Source organism: Bacillus cereus group sp. Bce019 (genome assembly GCF_051781745.1).
GTDB classification, from domain to species: Bacteria; Bacillota; Bacilli; order Bacillales; family Bacillaceae_G; genus Bacillus_A; species Bacillus_A cereus.
In genome coordinates this window covers 317409-337756 of sequence record NZ_JBPWJX010000003.1, presented here as the reverse complement: position 1 = coordinate 337756, position 20348 = coordinate 317409, and the positions used below count along the sequence as shown (strand labels likewise).

Genomic DNA, 20348 nt, shown 5'->3' with positions numbered 1-20348 from the left:
AATGTAAAAGCCATTTCCTTTATTGGATTTGGCTTTTAAATTTTAAACAGTATGAATTTGAAAAGATTATATTAAGATAAAGAATTAAAATATAATGATACAAAATACTTATAAAATTATTCGTGTTTTAGAAAAATAATAAGAAAAAGGTGTTTAAAATAGAATCATTTTCATTAATAGTTCAAGTTTTGAAGAATAGTGCATACAATATAAAGTGTTTTCCTTTCTTCATTTAAGTTTTACGTATATAATTTAAAAGTACTATTTTTATTTTATTATTTTATATTTATAACAGAATAGAGGTTTAAAAATGGGTGTTAAAATCATTACGGATAGTGCGGCGGATTTACCAGTAGAATTGCTGCAAGCATATGATATTGATTTAATTCCACTCCGTGTATATGATGAAGCAGAAACAGAGTATTTAGATGGAGTAACATTAGAGTCAGTTACATTATTGCAAAAAATGAGAGAAGGCGCTGTTTATAGAACGTCATTGCCTTCACTTGAAACGTTCCAAGAAAAATTTGTTTCTTATGCAAAAGAAGGTAATCCTTGTATATATTTAGCTTTTTCATCTGAACTGTCTGGTACATATCAATCATCAGTTGTCATTAAAGAGGAAGTAAAAGAAACATATGCTAACTTAGATTTAGAAATTATTGATACGAAATGTGCTTCGCTTGGTCAAGGTCTTGTCGTTTTAGAAGCTGCTAAAATGGCAAAAGACGGCGCATCAAAAGAAGATATTTTAAAGCGTGTTGATTTTCTAATGAGCCATATGGAACATATCTTCACTGTAGCTGACTTACAGTACTTAGTGAGAGGTGGACGTTTAAGCAAAGTCGCAGGATTTATCGGTGGTTTACTAAACATTAAACCGATCTTAAACGTGGAAGAAGGAAAACTTGTACCACTTGAAAAGGTACGAGGGAAAAAGAAAGTATTAAGCCGTATTGTTGATATTATGGAAGAACGTGGTAAAGACCTTAAAGGTCAAACAATCGGTATGACTCACGGTGACGATTTAGAAACAGCGGAAGCATTAAAATCATTAATTACGGAAAGATTTGGCTGTGAAGTATTTATCGTAAATACAATTGGTGCAGCAATCGGTGCACATACAGGACCTGGCGTTATAACGTTATTTTTCTTAAATGAAGTAGAGTAAAGGATTGATCTTTTGATCAATCCTTTTTTATTTTTTAATCTGTGATAATCGGTCGATATGGTATTGATGAAGATAAAATCTTTGAAGTTTTCCTATATCAAATGCAATCTTGTAGAGGGAGTATTTTTTATATGTGTAATGATACTTAATGGTAGAAGAAAAGAGTATAAATAAGAATATATTTATAGGAATTTAAATATTTGGAGATATCAAAATTTTTCCATTTCATATATAATTGTGTGGGGAGAAATATCTGTAACTATTTGTAAAAATAGGAGGCGGCTATAAAAATGCAAGAAAGTGCTAGATGGGATTTAAATCGCTTGTATTTGAATGAGGATATTCTATTTCCGATTTTGGAGTTGAAAGAGCAATATTTTGTAACAAAAGATGTAGAGATTCTTTCAAAGCTTATACAAGCTATTGAAAAAGCAGAATACTATTTGTACTGTCGATCGGTTGAAAAAAGTGTTCCATCTGACCTTACTAAATTGACCGTGAAAGTGAAGGAACTAAAAAGTGAATTACAGCAAGTAATAAAACATAATGAAGTGGAAACTTCAGATAATACTAAGCTAATAAAAGATGAACTCAATGCGTGGGAAAATATGTACATACAATTACGGAATAGGATAGAAATAGAGCACAATAATAAACTATTATCCTTTGGACAAGCAAATACTATTGTAATGAATAGTGATAATGAAAAGGAAAGATTAGAAGTATTCGAGTCATTAACATGTGCTTTACATAAGGAAAAAGAAATCTTTGCTACTGTATTAAATCAAGTAGGGAGATTGCGTAATACAAAGGGTAATGAATTAGAAGATAGAGAGATTTTAGCAAGGTCCCTTCATGCGAATAGTATTTCAGAAACTGTATTATTCCAAATGTGGAATGTGACAGAAGAAAACCTTGATAAATTAGTAAGTGCTTTAAACGTGTATAAGAAAGGGAAAGCTTCGATTACATGGCATGAACTTATGACAGTAAAGGAAAGTAATGAGGTTACTATTCCTTTTTCAGTAGCAGTACAAAACGTTTATGATGCATGTAAGAATATTGATGAAGAATTAGCAGAATTTGCACGTAATGCGATAGAAAGTGGATGGATAGATGCTGAACCGAGAGAGAATAAACCACCAGGTGGGTTTTGTGCTCCATTTTTCAGTGAGAAAGAATCGAGAATCTCCATGCGTTATGATGGGAGTATAGATAGTGTAAGAGTGCTCGCTCATGAATTAGGACATGCTTGGCATTTTTATAATATGAGTTTTGAACAATCTACATCTTTTTTAGATGATTATTTGCCGATGAGTACGGCTGAATCAGCATCTATTTTCTTTGAAACGGTACTCTTAAATTATCTAATTGAAACAACGGATAGTAAAGATATGAAAAAGTCATTACTTAGCTGGAAAATAAGAAATAGTTTTAATTATGTAATGGCAATACGAGCATCGTATCAGTTTGAAAAAACATTTTATGAAAAATGTAAAGAGGGTCCATTAAGTGCTGCTGAAATTGAGAAATTATCTATAATTGCACAAAAAGAAGCTTATGGAAATGCTTTAAGTGAATACCAGCCGTTTGTATGGATGAAATATATTCAATTTTATATAGCAGATGTTCCTTTTTACAATTATCCATACACATTTGGATATTTAGTAAGTTTTAGCTTATTAGAAATAGCTCAAGAAGGTAAAAGTACTTTTCATTCGAAATATAAAGAGTTCTTACGAGAAACAGGAAAGGCTCCAGTAGAGGAGCTTATGAAAAAACATTTTGAAATAGATATAAGAAATTATGAATTTTGGAATAAAGCATTTATTCAAATTTCTAAAGACATTGATGAATATTTACAGCTTATGTAAGGGGAGAGTATAGTGGATCAGCAGTTTATAAAAGGTATACCTTTTTCAACTTTAGAATATGCAAAAGCTATAAGTTTATTAAAAGGTTGGCTACATGAACAACAAGAGAAACCAAGGTTTGTAGTAACTGCAAATCCTGAAATTGTTATGTCTGCAAAGGAAAATACGGAAAAATCAAAGCAGTTTAAAAAGATGTTACTATCTGCGGATTTAATAACAGCCGATGGGATTGGTGTCATAATTGGCTCGAAAATATTAAAAGGAACTTTGAAAGAACATGTTACTGGGGCGGATTTAACTCACGATTTAATAAAATATTGTAACGACAATGAATATCGTGTCTTTCTTTTTGGAGCTGCGCCAGAAAGTAATAAAAAGGCATTAGAAAAATTAAATGAGCAGTTCCCAGGAGCACAATTTAAAGGACAGCATGGATTTGTAAATGGTGAAGAAATAGAAGAAATAAAAATGAAAATTAAGCAATTCAAGCCGCATTTATTACTTGTAGGACTAGGTTCACCAAAACAAGAAGAGTTCATTTATGAAAACATACAAACATTAAACGTTCCGCTATCTATTGGTATCGGAGGAATGATTGATATAATATCTGGTACTGTAAAAAGAGCACCGAAAATAATGAGGGATACTGGAACTGAATGGCTGTATAGGTTACTCTCACAGCCGAAAAGATTAAAGAGACAACTTGTACTTCCGAAATTTTTATTGTCGGTTATGTCAGAGAGGATTAAAGGGATTAATTAATAAAGGGGACTACATACATGAACAGAATCGGCATTATCGGAGCAATGCAAATTGAAATAGATTTACTTTTAGAAAAGCTAGTAATACAAGAAGAACAGACAATAGCGGGAATGCCATTTTATATTGGAGAATTCATGGGAACAGAAGTAATTATTGCACGTTCTGGTGTAGGGAAAGTAAATGCAGCTGCATGTGCGCAAACATTAATTCATAAATTTAATGTAGACTCTATTATCAATACGGGCGTTGCTGGTGGATTACATCCAGATGTAAAAGTTGTCGATTTAGTTATTTCAACTAATGTTACCCATCATGATGTAAGTAAAAATCAAATGAAAAAATTATTCCCGTTTCAAGAGGAGTTTATTGCAAGTAAGGAATTGATAGAGTTAGCACGTAAAGCATGTAACAGTAATAGTTCAAATATTCAAGCTCACGAAGGAAGAATTGTAAGTGGTGAATGTTTTGTTGAAGATTCAAAGTTAAAGGCAAAATTAATAGACGAATACGCACCTCATTGTACAGAAATGGAAGGTGCAGCAATTGGACATGTTGCCTACATAAATGATATACCGTTTCTTGTTATACGATGTATTTCTGACAGTGCAGATGATGAAGCTCAAGTTTCTTATGATGATTTCGCGAAAACTGCTGCAAATTATTGCTCAGAAATTATTATTGAGATGCTTAAAAATATATCTGGTAAAACTATAGTCCAAAAGGAGAGATAAGAATGTTACAGGCATTAATTTTTGATATGGATGGAACATTATTTCAAACAGATAAAATTTTAGAATTATCGTTAGATGATACTTTTGATCACTTAAGATCACTTCAATTATGGGATACGGTAACACCGATTGAAAAATACCGTGAAATTATGGGTGTGCCGCTACCGAAAGTTTGGGAAGCTTTATTACCGGAACATTCTATTGAAATAAGAGAACAAACAGATGCATATTTTTTAGATAGACTAATTGAAAACATAAAAAGCGGAAAAGGCGCTTTATATCCAAATGTAAAAGAAATATTTACATATATAAAAGAAAATAATTGTTCCATTTACATTGCTAGTAATGGTTTGAAAGAATATTTACGAGCAATCGTAACGTATTATGCTTTAGACAAGTGGGTGACTGAAACGTTTAGTATTGAACAAATACAATCGCTAAATAAAGGTGACTTAGTTAAAAGTATTATGAACAAATATGATATAAAAGAGGCAGCGGTAGTCGGTGACCGGCTATCTGATATAAATGCAGCGAAAGACAACAGTTTACTTGCAATTGGATGCAATTTTGATTTTGCGCAAGAAGAGGAACTTGCTCAGGCTGATATAGTAATAGATGATTTAATAGATTTAAAGCGGATACTGCCTGCTGTACAGAGATAAATAAAGTGTGTGCATTTTTTTCGAGTCCTATATGTCTTATTTTATGGAGGGGAATATGCTTAAAAATAATTTTAAAATTAGTAATATTCCTGCGGTTTTGTGGGGAGATAAGAGTGAAAAATTTTTTATTGCAGTACATGGAAATATGTCAAATAAGGAAGATGCAGTTATTCAAATATTAGCTGAAGAAGCCGATCGAAAAGGTTATCAAGTATTAAGCTTTGATTTACCTGAGCATGGAGAAAGAAAGAATGATAACACTCCTTGTAAAGTACAGTTTTGTGTTAATGAATTATCTATAATTATGAACTACGCAAAAGAACATTGGAAAGAAATAAACGTGTTTGCATGTAGTATGGGAGTGTATTTTAGCCTTTTAGCTTTTCAAAATGATGTGATAGAAAAGGCATTATTTTTATCACCAGTAGTTAATATGGAACGAATTATCGAAAATATGATGAAATGGTTTAATGTAACACCGGAGCTTTTACAAAAAGAAATGACTATAGAGACACCTATTGGTCAAAAGTTATATTGGGATTATTTACGCTATGTAAAAGAGCATCCTATTAGTACATGGAATACAGATACATATATTATGTACGGAGCTAAGGATGAACTGTGCGAATTTGAAACTATTAACTATTTTACAAAAAAAAATCGTTGTGAATTAGAAGTTATGGAGACGGGTGAACATTATTTTCATACTGAAGAACAGTTAAAAATATTTGAACAGTGGTTACACAAACATATTGATTAACAAATTACAATTTATCTTGAACCTGTTAGAGAAGAATGGGGAATATATAAACTGATATTATATTTGAGAGACATTATAAATGTATATGTATTCATTTAAGTAAACAGGTGCTTTAGTTCAATAAGAATTACACAACTTTAAAGAGCCTTACCACACACTAGATTGTAGCAAGGCTCTTATATTTTCATAATAAAATTAATTAACTGTATTATCGATTTACATATGAAGTGAAGTATATGCATACTATGAATTAAATAAAGTAACAACCATAAAAATGCTCAGAATAAATGATTCTCGAGCATTTTTATGTATTTTCGTACTTAGGGGGAATGGACTTGAAAGATATACATATTCAACAAATAGAAAATTTAATGGAATATGAATTCAGTCATCTCGTTCAAGACAGTGAAGAAGAAGGGTTTAATTTCCTTATAAGACTAATAAATGAATATAAAAACAAAGTAAATGTATTCAATAAAACTGGAGAATGTTTATATGGTATTTTCCAAGGGGATATGTTAATCGGAGTTGGAGGTTTAAATAAAGGTCCGTACACAAAAGACAATAAGATTGGGCGGTTGAGGAGATTTTATATTTCCAAGGATTATCGGCGTATAGGGTTAGGGAATTTATTATTAAATCAACTATTATGTCATGCGGAAAAGTATTTTGAAGTGATTGTTTTACATGCTGACACGAAGCAAGGGGATGTGTTTTATACTGCGAATGGATTTGTAAAAGGGGGATTATATAAGGGATCGAGTCACTACAAACTATTATAGAGATTGCTATCCAAAGAATAGCTACGAACAGGTTTTTTGTTGGTAAATCGATATATCTTAAAAATCGCTGATATATGAAGTTGCGATCCTTATATTAAAAACCAACTTTTATAATTTCATTTACTAAATTGTTATTATAAAAAAGAGCACCTTAGCTTTTAAAATTTAGCTTATAAGGTGACTCCTTTTCAGTCAATTACGTTTTAACGTTCATTTGTTTCAATAATAATCTTGGTTTACCTTTTACATAATAAAAATGCGGATTATTTTCATCATCATAAAGCATAATATAAGGCTTTTCATTTAGTGGGAGCAGTATAAGTACTTCGTCTATTGTAGTGTGTAACCATTGATTAGTAATAGAAACCGGCTTAGATAAAGGGATTTTTATCATATAGCCATCTTTTGGAACGACATTTAAGTTTTTAAATGGACCAGTTATTGCTTTAGCGTATTGAACTGCTTCTTTTTGGATTACTGGATCTAAAGATTGTTTTTGAATGACCATTTCTTTTTGACAATCAAATACTTCAATTTGTTGATTTGTATTTGCGAACACATTTGTTGATAATAGAAATAAAAGAAGAGAAATGACCCCGATTTTTTTTATCATAATACAACACCTCAACATTACTATCCCCTCAAAAGCTTTAAATATTTTTCTGTCACATTCATGTAACAAAGATGTTGTATGATACAATTGGTTTTTGTTTAAAAGCAATGGAGGAAAAAATATGAAAGTATTAATTGCAGATGACGAACAAGATATGTTAAGGATTTTAAAAGCTTATTTTGAAAAAGAAGGCTTTGAAGTATTATTAGCGAAAGACGGAGAGGAAGCACTTCAAATATTTTATGATGAAAAAATTGATTTAGCTATTTTGGATTGGATGATGCCGAAACATAGTGGTATTACTGTCTGTCAGGAAATAAAAAAGAATTCAAGCGTAAAAGTATTAATGCTTACGGCGAAAAGTGAAAGTGAAGATGAATTAGCAGCGCTTCAAAGTGGGGCAGATGAGTACGTAAAAAAACCATTTCATCCAGGAGTACTAATTACGCGAGCGAAAAAACTTATTCAGCATGATGATATTATTCAAGTACAAGATGTAAAGATAAATTTTGCCAAAAATAAAGTATATAAAAATGATATAGAGTTAGAAATTACAAAAACAGAGCTCGAATTAATAAAATGCTTTTTAAATCATAAAGGAACGATTTTAACTCGTAAAAAATTGTTAGACATTGTATGGGGATTTGACTATTTTGGAGAAGAGAGAACGGTTGATACACATGTAAGAAGGCTGCGTAAAAAAATTGGAGAAAATATTATTAAGACGCATCGTGGGCTGGGTTATAGTTTGGAGGAACAAAGTGAATAAACTTGGGAAAAAGCTATTTCTCAGCATTTCTTTAACCGTTATTCTTATATTTACAATTTCTTTATTATTAATTAACTTTCTCCTGCCGAAATATAATATTTATAAAACACGTGAAAACTTAAATGAATTTACAACTCAAATACAAAATGCGCCAGTCAATGATTTAGAAGATGTTATTCATACAATTGAAAGTGAAAATAACGTTACAATTGCGTATACGCCAATTAATCAGTCAGAAGATGCTATGAACGACGCGTTACGCATGCAACTTACGAAAAAGAAAGTAACGTTAAATAAGCTTTGGATTACGAAAGACGAAGTTATGAAAGTGAAGACGGAAGGTCAATCGAATAAACTGTACGATCAAGGAAAGGTAAAAGCGAGTTTTTTTGCTAAATATATTGCGAAAGATGATACGATAATTTTAATTGGGACTTCCATTGCGAATTCAAATGAAATTATAAATACGTTAAATACATTTTACTTATATATCCTATGTTTCTCGCTCCTTCTTATTATTTTACTTGTGTGGATACTTTCAAAAATAATAACGACACCACTGAAAGAGTTAAGTGATGTGGCTCAGGATATTTCACATTTGCAGTTTAAAAGAACGAAAGTGAAAACGAATGATGAAATAGGAGAGTTGGCCAATAGTATTAATATCATGAGTGAAAAACTACATGAAGCACATCAAGACTTAACTGATCGTAATGAACATTTAAAACGATTTATGGGTGATGTAACGCATGAATTAAAGACACCGATCGCATTAGTAAAAGCATACTCTATGGGGATTAAAGATGGATTAGATGATGGGACTTATGTAGATACAATTATTAAACAAACAGATCAAATATCAAACTTAATTGAAGAACTATTACGATTTTCTAAACTAGAAAGAGATATTTTACAAAAAGAAGAATTCCCCATTGAACCACTGGTTCAGAGTATATTAGATAAGCATCAGATTGAACTGGATTCGAAAGAAATTAACTTGCAAGTAAATTGTAATGCGGGCGATACAATCGTTTATGCAGATTTAAATAAAATGAGAATGGTGTTTCAAAATTTAATTTCTAATGCGATAAAATATACAGCAAATCAAAACATAATAATTACATTAGAAGATAGAAATAAAAGTATATATTTCCAAATAAAAAACGGCATTCCTACGGATAAAATTAAGGATATCGAGAAAATTTGGGAGCCTTTTTATGTACTAGAATCTTCTCGTAGTAAAGAAAAATCAGGTACAGGATTAGGACTAGCGATAGTGAAAAGTATTTTAGAAAGGCATGGTTTTGAATATGGAGTTTCCTCTATAGATGGAGAAATTCAATTTTATATAAATGTGAAAAAGGACTAATGAAAATATTAGTCCTTTTTGCAGCTTTAGAGATTAGCGATATAGGATGAATCACCATAATTTTCGAAATTGATGTATTAAATAGAGAATTAGCAAATGTTCTACTTTCATTAAATTCACGTGAAGTTCACAGGAAAACGTTATATTTACATAGTTATATTTGAATTTAATGAAGTGAGGTATTCAGATTTGAAAAGAAAGAAATTAGTAATTGGTAGCATTTTAATGGGTATGACGTTATCTTTATCTGCATGTGGTTCATCAGATAATATTGTAACGACAAAATCAGGAAGCATTTCAGAAAGTGATTTTAACAAAAAATTAAAAGAAAACTACGGTAAACAGAATTTATCTGAAATGGTAGTAGAGAAAGTATTACATGATAAATATAAAGTTACGGATGAAGAGGTAACGAAACAACTAAAAGAATTAAAAGACAAGATGGGCGATAATTTTAATACATATATGGAATCCAATGGTGTGAAAAATGAAGATCAGTTGAAAGAGAAATTAAAGCTTACTTTTGCTTTTGAAAAAGCTATTAAAGCAACCGTAACGGAAAAAGATATTAAAGATCATTATAAGCCAAAGCTTCAAGTTAGCCATATTTTAGTAAAAGATGAAAAGACAGCAAAAGAAATTAAAGAAAAATTAAATAGTGGCGAAGATTTCGCGGCATTGGCTAAACAATATTCAGAGGATCCAGGTTCTAAAGAAAAAGGTGGGGAACTATCTGAATTTGGACCTGGTATGATGGTGAAAGAATTTGAGGATGCTGCGTATAAGTTAGAAGTTGGTCAATTGAGTGAACCTGTTAAATCTTCTTTCGGATATCATATTATTAAGCTAACGGATAAAAAAGAGCTTAAACCGTATGAGGAAGAGAAAGAGAATATTCGTAAAGAATTAGAACAGCAACGTATACAAGATCCTCAATTCCATCAACAAGTTACTAGAGATCTGCTAAAAAATGCAGATATAAAGGTATCTGATAAAGACTTGAAAGATACCTTTAAAGAGTTAGAAAAATAATAAATGGAATGTAAGGCAATCGATAGAAATATTGGTTGTCTTTTTCTCTATTTATCCCGCTATTTGCCGGGCAGTAAGACCCCATCTCAAAATTCAGCGAAAGCAAAGAAGTGGCCCTGCTGATCGTAAACGCCCAATTGGTGAGGGTTGATTAAAGTTTCACTTTATAAAGAAGGTGGGAGTGGGAAAATAATTTCACACCTCCATTAAATTTTACTTAATAAGAAATCTTTGAGTTTCTCAACTTTTATATAAAAATAAAACTGAATTTTCAGTTATTTTGTTATATAGTAAAAGAGAACGAATAAGGGGAGGGAATATTTTGAGTAAAAAGAAAATGGCAATTACACTGTCAGCAATGCTATCTGCAACAATTATACCTAGCTTTACTATGGATGTGCATGCAGAGAAGAAGGAAGAGACTAAAAATACGAAAATTGAATTAGAAAATGGGATGACAAAACCGATTTATTCTCTCGATGAAGCTATTATCGAAAATTTATATGTAGAGACAGAAGTTGATAGTGATCGAGACGGTAAGAAAGACAGAGTATCGATAAAAGTTATGCGTCCAAAGACAGATCCGAATGTGAAAGTTCCTGTTATTTATGAAATGAGTCCATATCGATCTGGATTAAAAGATGTTCCTGTATATAATGTAGATGAAGAATTGTATGCGTATGAAGGAAAACAGTATGGAGCGATTAATCTTGGTTCGTATGGGAACTATTACGTGCCAAGAGGTTATGCAGTTATTTTAGGCGAAAGTATCGGTACTGGAAAATCAGATGGATGCCCTACAACTGGAGATGAACAAGAGATACTCGGGACAAAATCTGTTATTGATTGGGTAAACGGTCGCGCGAAAGCATTTACAGAACAGGGTGAGGAAGTTCAGGCAAATTGGTCTACAGGCAATGTAGGTATGACTGGAGTTTCTTATAATGGTACATTACCAAATGCTGTTGCGACTACTGGAGTTGAAGGTTTAAAAACAATTATTCCAATCGCAGCAATTAGTAGTTGGTATGATTATTATCGTGCAAATGGTGCAGTCATTGCTCCAGGCGGGTATCAAGGAGAAGATACAGATAATATGGCAGAAGCAGTACTGACAAGGGAAAACCCTGAAGTTTGCGGACAAGTTATAAAAGAGTTAACGGCTGGACAAGACCGAAAAACAGGTAATTATAATGATTTTTGGGATAAACGTAACTATGTAAAAGATGCTAAAAATGTAAAAGCGAGTGTATTTGTTGTTCATGGTTTAAACGATTGGAATGTTAAAACAAAACAGTTCGCGCAATGGTGGGAAGCACTTGGAGAAAATAATGTTCCGCGTAAAATGTGGCTACACCAAGGTGGTCATGGTGGGACATCAAGTAATAGCTGGCAGCAAACACAAAATAAATGGTTAGATTATTGGTTATACGGAATTGAAAATGGAATTATGGATGAACCAATGGTTGATGTGCAAAGAGAAAATAAAACGTGGCAAAAGATAAAAAATTGGCCAGATCCATCAGCTATACCTTCAAAAATCCGTATGTATTTAAGTAATAAATCAGTCAATTTTCCATTAAGTATGGGATCGGCTAATAAAGTTTTCTCATTCTTAGATGATGCACAAATGAAATCAAACCAATTAGTAGCAAATCCAGAATTAGAAGTAGCAAATCGATTAGTATATACAATGCCTGTACTGCAAAAAGATACGCGTATAAGTGGTACACCAAAGATTTCAATTACAGGAAATATTGATCGATCTGTATCAAATTTAACAGCATTACTTGTTGACTATGGAGGAGCGAAGCCGGAAATCGTAACGAGAGGCTGGATGGATCCACAAAACGTAAAGAGTATAGAAAATTCAACAGCGATTCAAGCGGGCAAAGATTATACATTTACATGGGACATGCAGCCAGATGATTATGTATTTAAAGTGGGGCATCAAATCGGAGTTGTTTTAATTGCAAGTGATTATGATTATACAATTAGACCGAAAGCTGGCACGAAACTTACAGTGAAATTAAGTGAAGTGACATTGCCGATTGTGAAATAAATATTTTTTCTAAAGAGCTTACTAAAGTAAGTTCTTTAATTTGTAGTCTGAATTTTTAATTTTTACATTTCAAATTGGAAGGTTATGTAATACAATATCATTATATTCTATGGAAAGTGAGTGATATATTATGATAGTCAGCTCTTTCGAAATCTCATTAAAATTAGAGGTACAGGAAGATTAGTTGAATTGAAATCTTCCGTACGTAAAAACGGAGGAGAAAATAAATGTTTAGCTTTTATAGTACACTTTGTACGGAACTGTATGATTACACAAAACCAGTCGGCTATTCTTTAAATGGTGATATTGAGTATTACAAAGAACGTTTAAAAGATTGTAGAGGAAGAATCCTCGAAGCCGCAGTAGGTTCAGGGCGTGTCATCATTCCGCTTCTAGAGGCTGGTTTTAAAGTGGATGGGATAGATTATTCACCTGAAATGCTAGATTCTTGCCGTAAGCGCTGTAAAGAGAGAGGCTTACATCCTAATTTATATGAAGGAAGCTTGCAACAATTTTCACTTCCGCATAAATATGAAGCAATTATCATTCCTACTGGATCTTTTTGTTTAATTGAAAATCGTTTGGATTCTATAAATGCATTAAAATGTTTTTATGAACATCTTAATCCAGGTGGACGATTAATCGTAGATATTATGCTCCCGCATAAATGGAAGACTGGGGAAATTCATACATCGACTTTCTCTTTGCCAAGCGGAGACGGAATCACATTAGAAAATAAATCAATTGAAATAGATTGGCTGAACCAAGTTACTGTATCATATTTGAAATATGAAAAGTGGAGTAAAGGACAGTTAGTACAAACAGAATTGCAACGCTTTGCGCTGCGCTGGTATGGAATAGAAGAGTTTATACTTCTTTTAGAAAGTATAGGTTTCTCAAACATTACTTGCTCTGCTGAATATGTTTATGAAAAAGAACCGTCAAATGCAAATCAAATGATTACTTTTGAAGCTGTGCGAAAAGAATAGAACTAAAACTATGAATAAAAAATAAGGCAATCGTTTTAAAATCGGCTGTCTTATTTTTTATTTTATGTAATGGTTTATAGAGAAAGATTGGAGGGAAATAAATGAAACTTATATTAATATTTGGCCCACAAGCAGTTGGGAAAATGACAGTGGGGCAAGAATTAGCAACATTAACTGGTTTAAAACTTTTTCATAACCACATGACAATTGATTTAGTAAGTCCAATTTTTGATTACAGTACGAAAGAAGCAAAAAGACTAGTAAGTTTATTTCGTAATGAAATATTTGAAGACGTATCTAAAAGTGATTTATCTGGAATGATTTTTACGTATATATGGGCATTTGACCTCCAAGAGGATTGGGATTATATACATCATGTAGAAAATATTTTTGAATCAAAAGGTGGGACAGTGTATTTTGTAGAGCTGGAAGCGGAATTAGATGAAAGATTAGAACGAAATAAAAGCCCGAATAGATTAGAACATAAACCGAAAAAAAGAGATATTGAGTGGTCTGAAAATAATTTGAAAGAAACGATGAAAATGCATAGATTAAACTCTCTTCATGGTGAAATTGAAAAAGAAGAGTATATAAAAATTAATAACACGTATTTGAGTGCAAAAGAAGTAGCGGAAATGATTAAAGAGAAGTTTCAATTGTAAAATTCCCGAAGTCTATTTCGTTTCTATTGTCCAAGCATTCTCCTACTAATTACATATACTATTTATGTTAAAATCGGTCACTATTTTAGATGGTGCTATTTTAATATATATAACTATGCAGGGAAGAGGGGAGAATAAATTTGGAAAACGTAGAACAAGATAGAATTGAAAATCAAGTGTATTCAAATCGTGTAGTAAGATCAGAATTTGATGCGAATTGGGAAACTTGTATATCAAAGAGTGGTTATGTAATTTATATAGCAACAAGTAATAATGCTGAAGTAATAGTGCTTCTTGCAGATGGTTCAAGTAAATTATTAATTTTCGAAAAAGGCGGTAAAGTAGTTGTAGGTGGCGGTGGAACAAGTCATTACAGTAAGCCTCATATTGCAAGAAATATTTAAGATAGAACATGTTAATTAAGAAGAAACTAGAAAACGGTTGTCATTCATGTTTAGGGCATGATAGACGAACCGTTTTTTATTTGTTTATAAATTTAGAAGAACTTCATTGATTACCAATACATCGAGATGACCAGCGAAATTAGAAGAAAACTTGGCGGATAATGGTACAAAATATTATGTAGGTTTGCAAGAATCTTATAAGCGATATAAAAAAGCATTTCCTATTTGGGGAAACACTACTTCTATGTTATAGTATAATAGTGTTTTTAGATGGTACTATTTTAATATATCTATAATTTTGTTATGTATTATTTTCATATTAAATTAGCACCTAAAGTATTTTTTTATATAAGGAGTAGTAATTAGAGAAATGAAAAATATAGACTTTATACTAGAAAGTGACGAGGCATTAAAACCGTCTGAACGATTAGTACTATTATTATTAGAGAAGCATAGAATGTTATATACGAACGATCTATTGGCATTATCAAATTTATCATATAAAACATTAACAGATTCATTAACGGCGCTAGTTTTAAAATCGTATGTGTTAAAGGAAACAGGTAAGGGAAGAAGACAGAATTGCTATAGATTAGTATGATAAGGCAGCTGTTTTAGAAACTTTTACATATGTTTTTTTCAATTGTAAGGTGAAATTGTATTTTTGTTTTCGAACTAAAAACTTACTATAAGAGGGGCTAAGATAGTAGCGTTTCATTTTTGTAAATATAATTATTCTATCATTGAAAATACAAAAATAAAATAAACCGCATAAAACAGAAATAAAAAAACAATCCATTTTTAAAATGGATTGTTTTTTATTGGAATAATATTATTTGATATGTTGAAAGCATAAATAGCAGAATAAACATTACCTGTTTTAGTTCATGCAACTGAACAAATATGATGAAAACTATGTGTATAGTTTTTTGCTTGCTTTTTCAGTCATTCTAATGAAATCATGGTCTTCATTGTTTAAAGGCAGTATTTTTAACATTATTGCTATTCAGCATTAAGCACAAAAAGTGATATATAATATTATTATGTAAACTTAAGATTTTAAAAGGAAAATATAATAATGAATAGAACATGTAGAAGGAGATGCTTAAATATTTTGAAGGATGGGAGATTATTATGGAGCATTTACAATCAATAGCACAAGCTGTTATAAGTGGTAATAAGGAAAAAGTAGTGAAGTTTATAAAGGCGAGTCCAAGTATTGTTAACGAATGTAGTGAAGATGGATGGACACCACTTCATTTAGCAGCTTATTTTGGACAGAAAGAAATAGCGAGTTTTCTTTTAGAAAGTGGTGCAGATATACATAGTAGAGCGAAAAACGAAAATGAAAATATGCCTTTGCAAGCAGCAATTGCGAACAAGCAAAGTGAACAAGCAAAGTGAACTTGTTGCTTTCTTAATTGAAAAAGGATCAGATGTAAATATTATGCAAAGTGGTGGCTGGACAGGACTTCACGAAGCGGCATTATTAGGAAATGAAGAAATAATTATGTTACTCCTTAAAAATGGAGCTAATAAGATGATAAAGAAAAATGATGGGAAAACAGCGTATGATATTGCATTAGAAAAAGGATATTATCATCTATTACATCATTTGAAACAGGAAGTGAACTTATGATGAATAAATGGAGTGTTGGTATATTTTTATTTAATGAAGTAGAAGTGTTAGACTTTGCAGGGCCATTTGAAGTTTTTTCTGTAACTGAGGTGAATGAAGAAAAACCATTTACTGTTTATACAGTTAGCGAGAATGGGGAAATGATTACAGCAAGGAACGGATTGAAGGTACAGCCAGATTATAGTATTGAAAATTTACCACCAGTGGATATTTTAATAATTCCGGGTGGGCTAGGTGCTAGAGAATATGAAATAAAAAATGAAATAGTAATAAAATGGATTCGCCAACAAATGAAAGAAGTAAAGCTGATGACTTCAGTTTGTACAGGAGCGCTATTACTGGCGAAAGCAGGTTTACTGGAAGGTTTAAAAGCAACAACACATTGGGCTAGTATTGAAAAGTTTAAAAATGAGTTTCAAAATGTTGAAGTTATAGAAAATGTAAAGTTTGTAGATGAAGGACATATTATAACATCTGCCGGAATTTCAGCTGGAATTAATATGGCATTTCATATTGTGAAAAACTTGTTAGGTGTGCATGTTGCGGAGGACACAGCGAAGCGAATGGAGTATGATATTAGTTTCCCAAATTAAAAAGCCCGGATTGGGCTTTTTATATTGAATGAATATAACTAAGCTCTTCATCACTCAACATAGGGCGAACAGATGCATTTGCATTTTCTTGTGCTTGTATTCCTGTTTTGGCACCAGGAATTACAACACTTACTGCCGGATGAGAGAGTACATAGCGAAGTGCAAGTTGCCCTAAGGTCTGATTTTTATTTGAGAGCAACCGAAGTTTCTCTACAGTTTGTAAGTCTTCTTGAAACCAAGTTTCATTTGGCCAATCTTTGCGTAAATCTCCATCCGGAAAAATTGTTTTATTTGTGAATTTTCCAGTTAAAATGCCCATTTTTAATGGACCACGAATAACAGCTCCTAAATTTTTCTCTTGTAAAAATGGTAATATATCTTTTTCTGGTTTTCGATTTAATATATTGTAATCAAGCTGTACGATATCAATTTCGTTGTTGTTATTGAAATGATGAATGTATTGTAAATCATGAGTCGAAACACCGACTGCTCTTACTTTGCCATCACGTTTTAATATGTCAAATGCACGTAGAAATGCTTCTGTTTCCCTACGATTATGCCACCAAATATGACAAAAATAAAGATCAATATAATCTGTTTGAAGACGTTGTAAACTTGTTTCGAATACGGCGATGATTTTTTCGGGAGTATCATATACAGGAACTCCATTAGGGTCGTAGTGATGCCCGATTAAACCACCTTTCGTTGATAGGATAATATCATTACGATGTCCTTTAATCGCGGTAGCCACCAACTTTTCGCTATGTCCTAAACCATACACATCCGCAGTATCAATAAAATTCACACCACACTCAATTGCTTTTTTTATAGCGGTTATAGATTGTTTATCGTTAACAGGTCCCCATTCATCCCCACCGATTGCCCATGCGCCAAAACCTATTTCAGAAACAGTTATTCCAGTTTTACCTAATGTGCGGTAATGCATATTCCCCCTCCTTGTAAGCATGTTATAACATGGATATGTGGGGAAGGAATTTTTTGTGTGAAAAAACTCTTCTACAATAGTAGAAAAAGAATTACAGAAACTACTATTTTATAGCAGCATGTATAAAAAAAATCGGTGTAAATATGGAAATGTCGTCGAATGCTATCTTTAATTGGTTAATTTATGGGATATTTTTGTGAAGGAGTTTATTTTATAAGAATAGAATTTAATTTAGTAAGAAAACGTGCCGATGGTAGTGAAAAATATGGGTTAGGGGGATTTGAATGAGGAAACTCGAGCGAGTAAATGTTCCTAATATACCAGAGCAATTATCACAACCTAGTGACAAGCGTAGGATAAATAAAAAGAAGTTAAGGCGACTTATTTTAATGGTCCTTTTTATTGCGGCAACTACTCTATATGTTCAATATATTTTAACGAAACAACAAGAAGTAATTGATAAAAAGAAAGATACGATTACGGATCAAAAGAAGCAATTAGTATCTTTAAAGAAAGATAAAGATTCTTTAAAGACTAACATAGAAAATTTAACAGACGATGAGGAAGAAATTTTGAAGTTAGCGAGAAAAGAGTATCAATTTTCTAAGTCAAATGAAACTATATTTGTGATGCCAAAGTAATAAAAAAACAGTTAGCCATTGAACTGCACCTCCAATTGTTAGGCAGCGTCTAACAATTGGGGGTGCAGTTTTTTATGTATGAATGTCATGGTACAAGGAACAATCACATATTGTAGAAATGAAGAGTTTAAGCTATTTTCATAAATATGGAATATGCACTAAAATAAATGTTGTAAAAATTCTGTCAATTATATTATAATACAAGGTAAGCGGATACATTTTTTAATCAACGTTGAGTTCCTCGCTCATACGACTATTAAGAAACCCGTTATCCTTGTATAAGAAAGGAAGATAGCTGTGTACGCTTCAAATACAATTTATATCGTAGGGGATGCGAAAGCACCTCAAAATAATCCCATTACTGAAAAGTATAAAAGCTATTTCGTAGCATTTATACTTGTTAAGGATACAGGGGAAATTGTAGATGCAGACTGCTCAGCGACAATTGCATTAACATCTCAATTTGTTAAATATTTATTTCTACATAAAAATATAAATGACCCGGCGTTAGTAATGGAAGTAAAGAACCGATATTTCGGTTCTTCTCAAAAAGCGTTACTTGTAGCGCTAAAAGATGCACAGAAAAAATATAATCAGATTGCTGCTTTGTCTACTCAATCATAGACAAAATCCAGCCGTAAGAATCATTCTTATGGCTGGATTTTTTTATTTCGCATTATCGTCCTACATCAAAAGTAAACGAAAACAAAGTAGAGAGATAGAAGAGTAAATGCCCAATAGGTTTACCTAATAATCCGTGGGTATAAATCTCCGGTGGATTAAAATTTCACTTCATTGGAGAATGAAAGGATGAACAAAATGAAAATTACAGATGTAAAAGTAAATCGTAGACGTATAAAACTGCATACACCGTTTAAAACCGCGCTTCGTACTGTAACAGAAATTGAAAGTATAGATGTTTATATTCATACAGACGAAGGAGTTATTGGTAAGGGGGCTGCAGCCGCAACGCCAGTTATTACGGGGGATTTCACCAGCGGAATGGAAGAAGCGATTTTAGGACCGATGCGTTCATGTTTAATTGGTCAAAATATCATTCAGTTTCAGCAGTTACTACAGGGCATTCAAATGAGTTGTATTGGAAATTCAAGTGCGAAAGCAGCGGTAGATATCGCTTTATATGATGTATATTGCCAATATCAAAATGTGCCGTTATATGCATTGTTAGGCGGGAAGAAAGAAATTCATACCGATATTACAGTGAGTGTGGATGAGCCTGTATTAATGGCAAAAGAAGCGAAGAAACATATAGAAAAAGGATTTCAAACATTAAAGATTAAAGTGGGTAAAGAGGCGCATTTAGATTTGGAACGTATTGAGGCAATTCGAAATGTGGTACCAAGAAATACGACATTACGTTTAGATGCGAATCAAGGTTGGAGTCCAAAAGAAGCGGTCTCTATCATTCAAGAGATGGAAAATCGTAATTTAAATATAGAATTTATTGAACAACCAGTACACGCGAAAGATTGGGGTGGGTTAAAGTACGTCAAAGATCGTGTGCAAACGCCAATTATGGCCGATGAAAGTATATTTTCAGCAAGTGACGCATTAAAGCTCGTTCAAGGAAGATATGCAGACTTCATTAATATTAAATTAATGAAATGTGGTGGCATACGTGAAGCATGGCGTATTGCTGATATCGCAGAAACAGCTGGTGTGAAGTGTATGGTGGGCAGCATGATGGAGTCTTCACTTTCCGTTAGTGCTGTTGCGCATTTAGCGGCAGCGCATCCTAATATTCATTATTTTGATCTTGATGCACCGCTTTGGTTAATGGAAGAGCCAGAAGGAATGACTTATTCTGGATCAAAGGTAAACCTTCAATCGACAGTGAATAGTAAATCTTAGGAGAAGAGACAAGTA

The 20348-nt window shown here is 32.3% G+C and carries 21 protein-coding genes and 1 pseudogene; 20 read left to right on the top strand and 2 right to left on the bottom strand.

Annotated elements, in window-relative coordinates; translation table 11 throughout:
- Positions 1-310: 310 nt before the first annotated feature.
- The 7 genes from ACS2QP_RS07935 (at position 311) to ACS2QP_RS07905 (ending at position 6742) form a co-directional block, all read left to right on the top strand.
- Positions 311-1171, top strand: coding sequence for a DegV family protein (locus ACS2QP_RS07935; RefSeq protein ID WP_000538278.1), 861 nt, complete (start codon positions 311-313; stop codon positions 1169-1171).
- A gap of 290 nt (positions 1172-1461) precedes the next feature.
- Positions 1462-3045 carry a M3 family metallopeptidase gene (locus ACS2QP_RS07930; RefSeq protein ID WP_438882305.1) on the top strand — a complete coding sequence of 528 codons (1584 nt, stop codon included), beginning with the start codon at positions 1462-1464 and terminating at the stop codon, positions 3043-3045.
- A 12-nt stretch (positions 3046-3057) separates the two neighbouring features.
- Positions 3058-3807, top strand: a complete 750-nt coding sequence (locus tag ACS2QP_RS07925; protein WP_438882303.1) for a WecB/TagA/CpsF family glycosyltransferase — start codon at positions 3058-3060, stop codon at positions 3805-3807.
- A gap of 17 nt (positions 3808-3824) precedes the next feature.
- The gene (locus ACS2QP_RS07920) at positions 3825-4538 is read left to right on the top strand and encodes a 5'-methylthioadenosine/adenosylhomocysteine nucleosidase (protein ID WP_438882301.1); all 714 of its coding nucleotides are present in this window, start codon (positions 3825-3827) and stop codon (positions 4536-4538) included.
- Between the two features lie 2 nt (positions 4539-4540).
- A complete protein-coding gene (locus tag ACS2QP_RS07915; RefSeq protein WP_061457349.1) occupies positions 4541-5200 on the top strand; it encodes an HAD hydrolase-like protein in 660 nt (219 codons plus the stop codon).
- A 55-nt stretch (positions 5201-5255) separates the two neighbouring features.
- Entirely contained in the window at positions 5256-5960 is a 705-nt protein-coding gene (locus ACS2QP_RS07910) for an alpha/beta hydrolase (RefSeq protein WP_438882299.1), read from the top strand.
- Positions 5961-6247: 287 nt separating this feature from the next.
- A complete protein-coding gene (locus ACS2QP_RS07905; RefSeq protein ID WP_326265177.1) occupies positions 6248-6742 on the top strand; it encodes a GNAT family N-acetyltransferase in 495 nt (164 codons plus the stop codon).
- A 196-nt stretch (positions 6743-6938) separates the two neighbouring features.
- On the opposite strand, the gene ACS2QP_RS07900 is transcribed toward ACS2QP_RS07905, so the two are convergent.
- Complete coding sequence (locus ACS2QP_RS07900) at positions 6939-7355, bottom strand: hypothetical protein (RefSeq protein ID WP_000591780.1); 417 nt, start codon at positions 7353-7355, stop codon at positions 6939-6941.
- A 121-nt stretch (positions 7356-7476) separates the two neighbouring features.
- Here ACS2QP_RS07900 and ACS2QP_RS07895 point away from each other — a divergent pair, with 121 nt between their 5' ends.
- The 10 genes and pseudogenes from ACS2QP_RS07895 to ACS2QP_RS07850 all read left to right on the top strand — a co-directional run bounded on the left by ACS2QP_RS07895 (position 7477) and on the right by ACS2QP_RS07850 (position 16874).
- The gene (locus tag ACS2QP_RS07895; protein WP_000865979.1) at positions 7477-8124 is read left to right on the top strand and encodes a response regulator transcription factor; all 648 of its coding nucleotides are present in this window, start codon (positions 7477-7479) and stop codon (positions 8122-8124) included.
- Positions 8117-9493, top strand: a complete 1377-nt coding sequence (locus ACS2QP_RS07890; protein ID WP_001037252.1) for a sensor histidine kinase — start codon at positions 8117-8119, stop codon at positions 9491-9493. Before ACS2QP_RS07895 ends, ACS2QP_RS07890 begins: the two co-directional genes overlap by 8 nt.
- Positions 9494-9682: 189 nt before the next feature.
- The gene (locus ACS2QP_RS07885) at positions 9683-10525 is read left to right on the top strand and encodes a peptidylprolyl isomerase PrsA (RefSeq protein ID WP_000823433.1); all 843 of its coding nucleotides are present in this window, start codon (positions 9683-9685) and stop codon (positions 10523-10525) included.
- Positions 10526-10847: 322 nt separating this feature from the next.
- Positions 10848-12587, top strand: coding sequence for a Xaa-Pro dipeptidyl-peptidase (locus ACS2QP_RS07880; protein ID WP_438882296.1), 1740 nt, complete (start codon positions 10848-10850; stop codon positions 12585-12587).
- A gap of 227 nt (positions 12588-12814) precedes the next feature.
- Complete coding sequence (locus tag ACS2QP_RS07875; protein ID WP_000490913.1) at positions 12815-13576, top strand: class I SAM-dependent methyltransferase; 762 nt, start codon at positions 12815-12817, stop codon at positions 13574-13576.
- Positions 13577-13677: 101 nt separating this feature from the next.
- On the top strand, positions 13678-14238 hold the full coding sequence (locus ACS2QP_RS07870; RefSeq protein WP_438882294.1) for an AAA family ATPase: 561 nt from the start codon (positions 13678-13680) through the stop codon (positions 14236-14238).
- Positions 14239-14378: 140 nt separating this feature from the next.
- Positions 14379-14642: a hypothetical protein gene (locus tag ACS2QP_RS07865; RefSeq protein WP_000432421.1), complete on the top strand. Its 264-nt coding sequence runs from the start codon at positions 14379-14381 to the stop codon at positions 14640-14642.
- Positions 14643-15012: 370 nt separating this feature from the next.
- Positions 15013-15243 carry a hypothetical protein gene (locus ACS2QP_RS07860; RefSeq protein WP_000789031.1) on the top strand — a complete coding sequence of 77 codons (231 nt, stop codon included), beginning with the start codon at positions 15013-15015 and terminating at the stop codon, positions 15241-15243.
- A 533-nt stretch (positions 15244-15776) separates the two neighbouring features.
- A pseudogene (locus ACS2QP_RS07855) lies at positions 15777-16281 on the top strand (ankyrin repeat domain-containing protein).
- Positions 16278-16874, top strand: a complete 597-nt coding sequence (locus ACS2QP_RS07850) for a DJ-1/PfpI family protein (protein ID WP_000981423.1) — start codon at positions 16278-16280, stop codon at positions 16872-16874. Before ACS2QP_RS07855 ends, ACS2QP_RS07850 begins: the two are co-directional and overlap by 4 nt.
- 19 nt (positions 16875-16893) lie before the next feature.
- Here ACS2QP_RS07850 and ACS2QP_RS07845 read toward each other — a convergent pair whose 3' ends face one another.
- Positions 16894-17820 (bottom strand): aldo/keto reductase, encoded by a 927-nt coding sequence (locus tag ACS2QP_RS07845; RefSeq protein WP_063245518.1) that lies wholly within the window; start codon positions 17818-17820, stop codon positions 16894-16896.
- A 284-nt stretch (positions 17821-18104) separates the two neighbouring features.
- Here ACS2QP_RS07845 and ACS2QP_RS07840 point away from each other — a divergent pair, with 284 nt between their 5' ends.
- The 3 genes from ACS2QP_RS07840 to ACS2QP_RS07830 all read left to right on the top strand — a co-directional run bounded on the left by ACS2QP_RS07840 (position 18105) and on the right by ACS2QP_RS07830 (position 20333).
- Positions 18105-18461, top strand: a complete 357-nt coding sequence (locus tag ACS2QP_RS07840; protein ID WP_001228371.1) for an FtsB family cell division protein — start codon at positions 18105-18107, stop codon at positions 18459-18461.
- A 297-nt stretch (positions 18462-18758) separates the two neighbouring features.
- A complete protein-coding gene (locus ACS2QP_RS07835) occupies positions 18759-19085 on the top strand; it encodes a DUF3870 domain-containing protein (protein ID WP_000271318.1) in 327 nt (108 codons plus the stop codon).
- A 186-nt stretch (positions 19086-19271) separates the two neighbouring features.
- On the top strand, positions 19272-20333 hold the full coding sequence (locus tag ACS2QP_RS07830) for a dipeptide epimerase (RefSeq protein WP_438882291.1): 1062 nt from the start codon (positions 19272-19274) through the stop codon (positions 20331-20333).
- Positions 20334-20348: the final 15 nt, after the last annotated feature.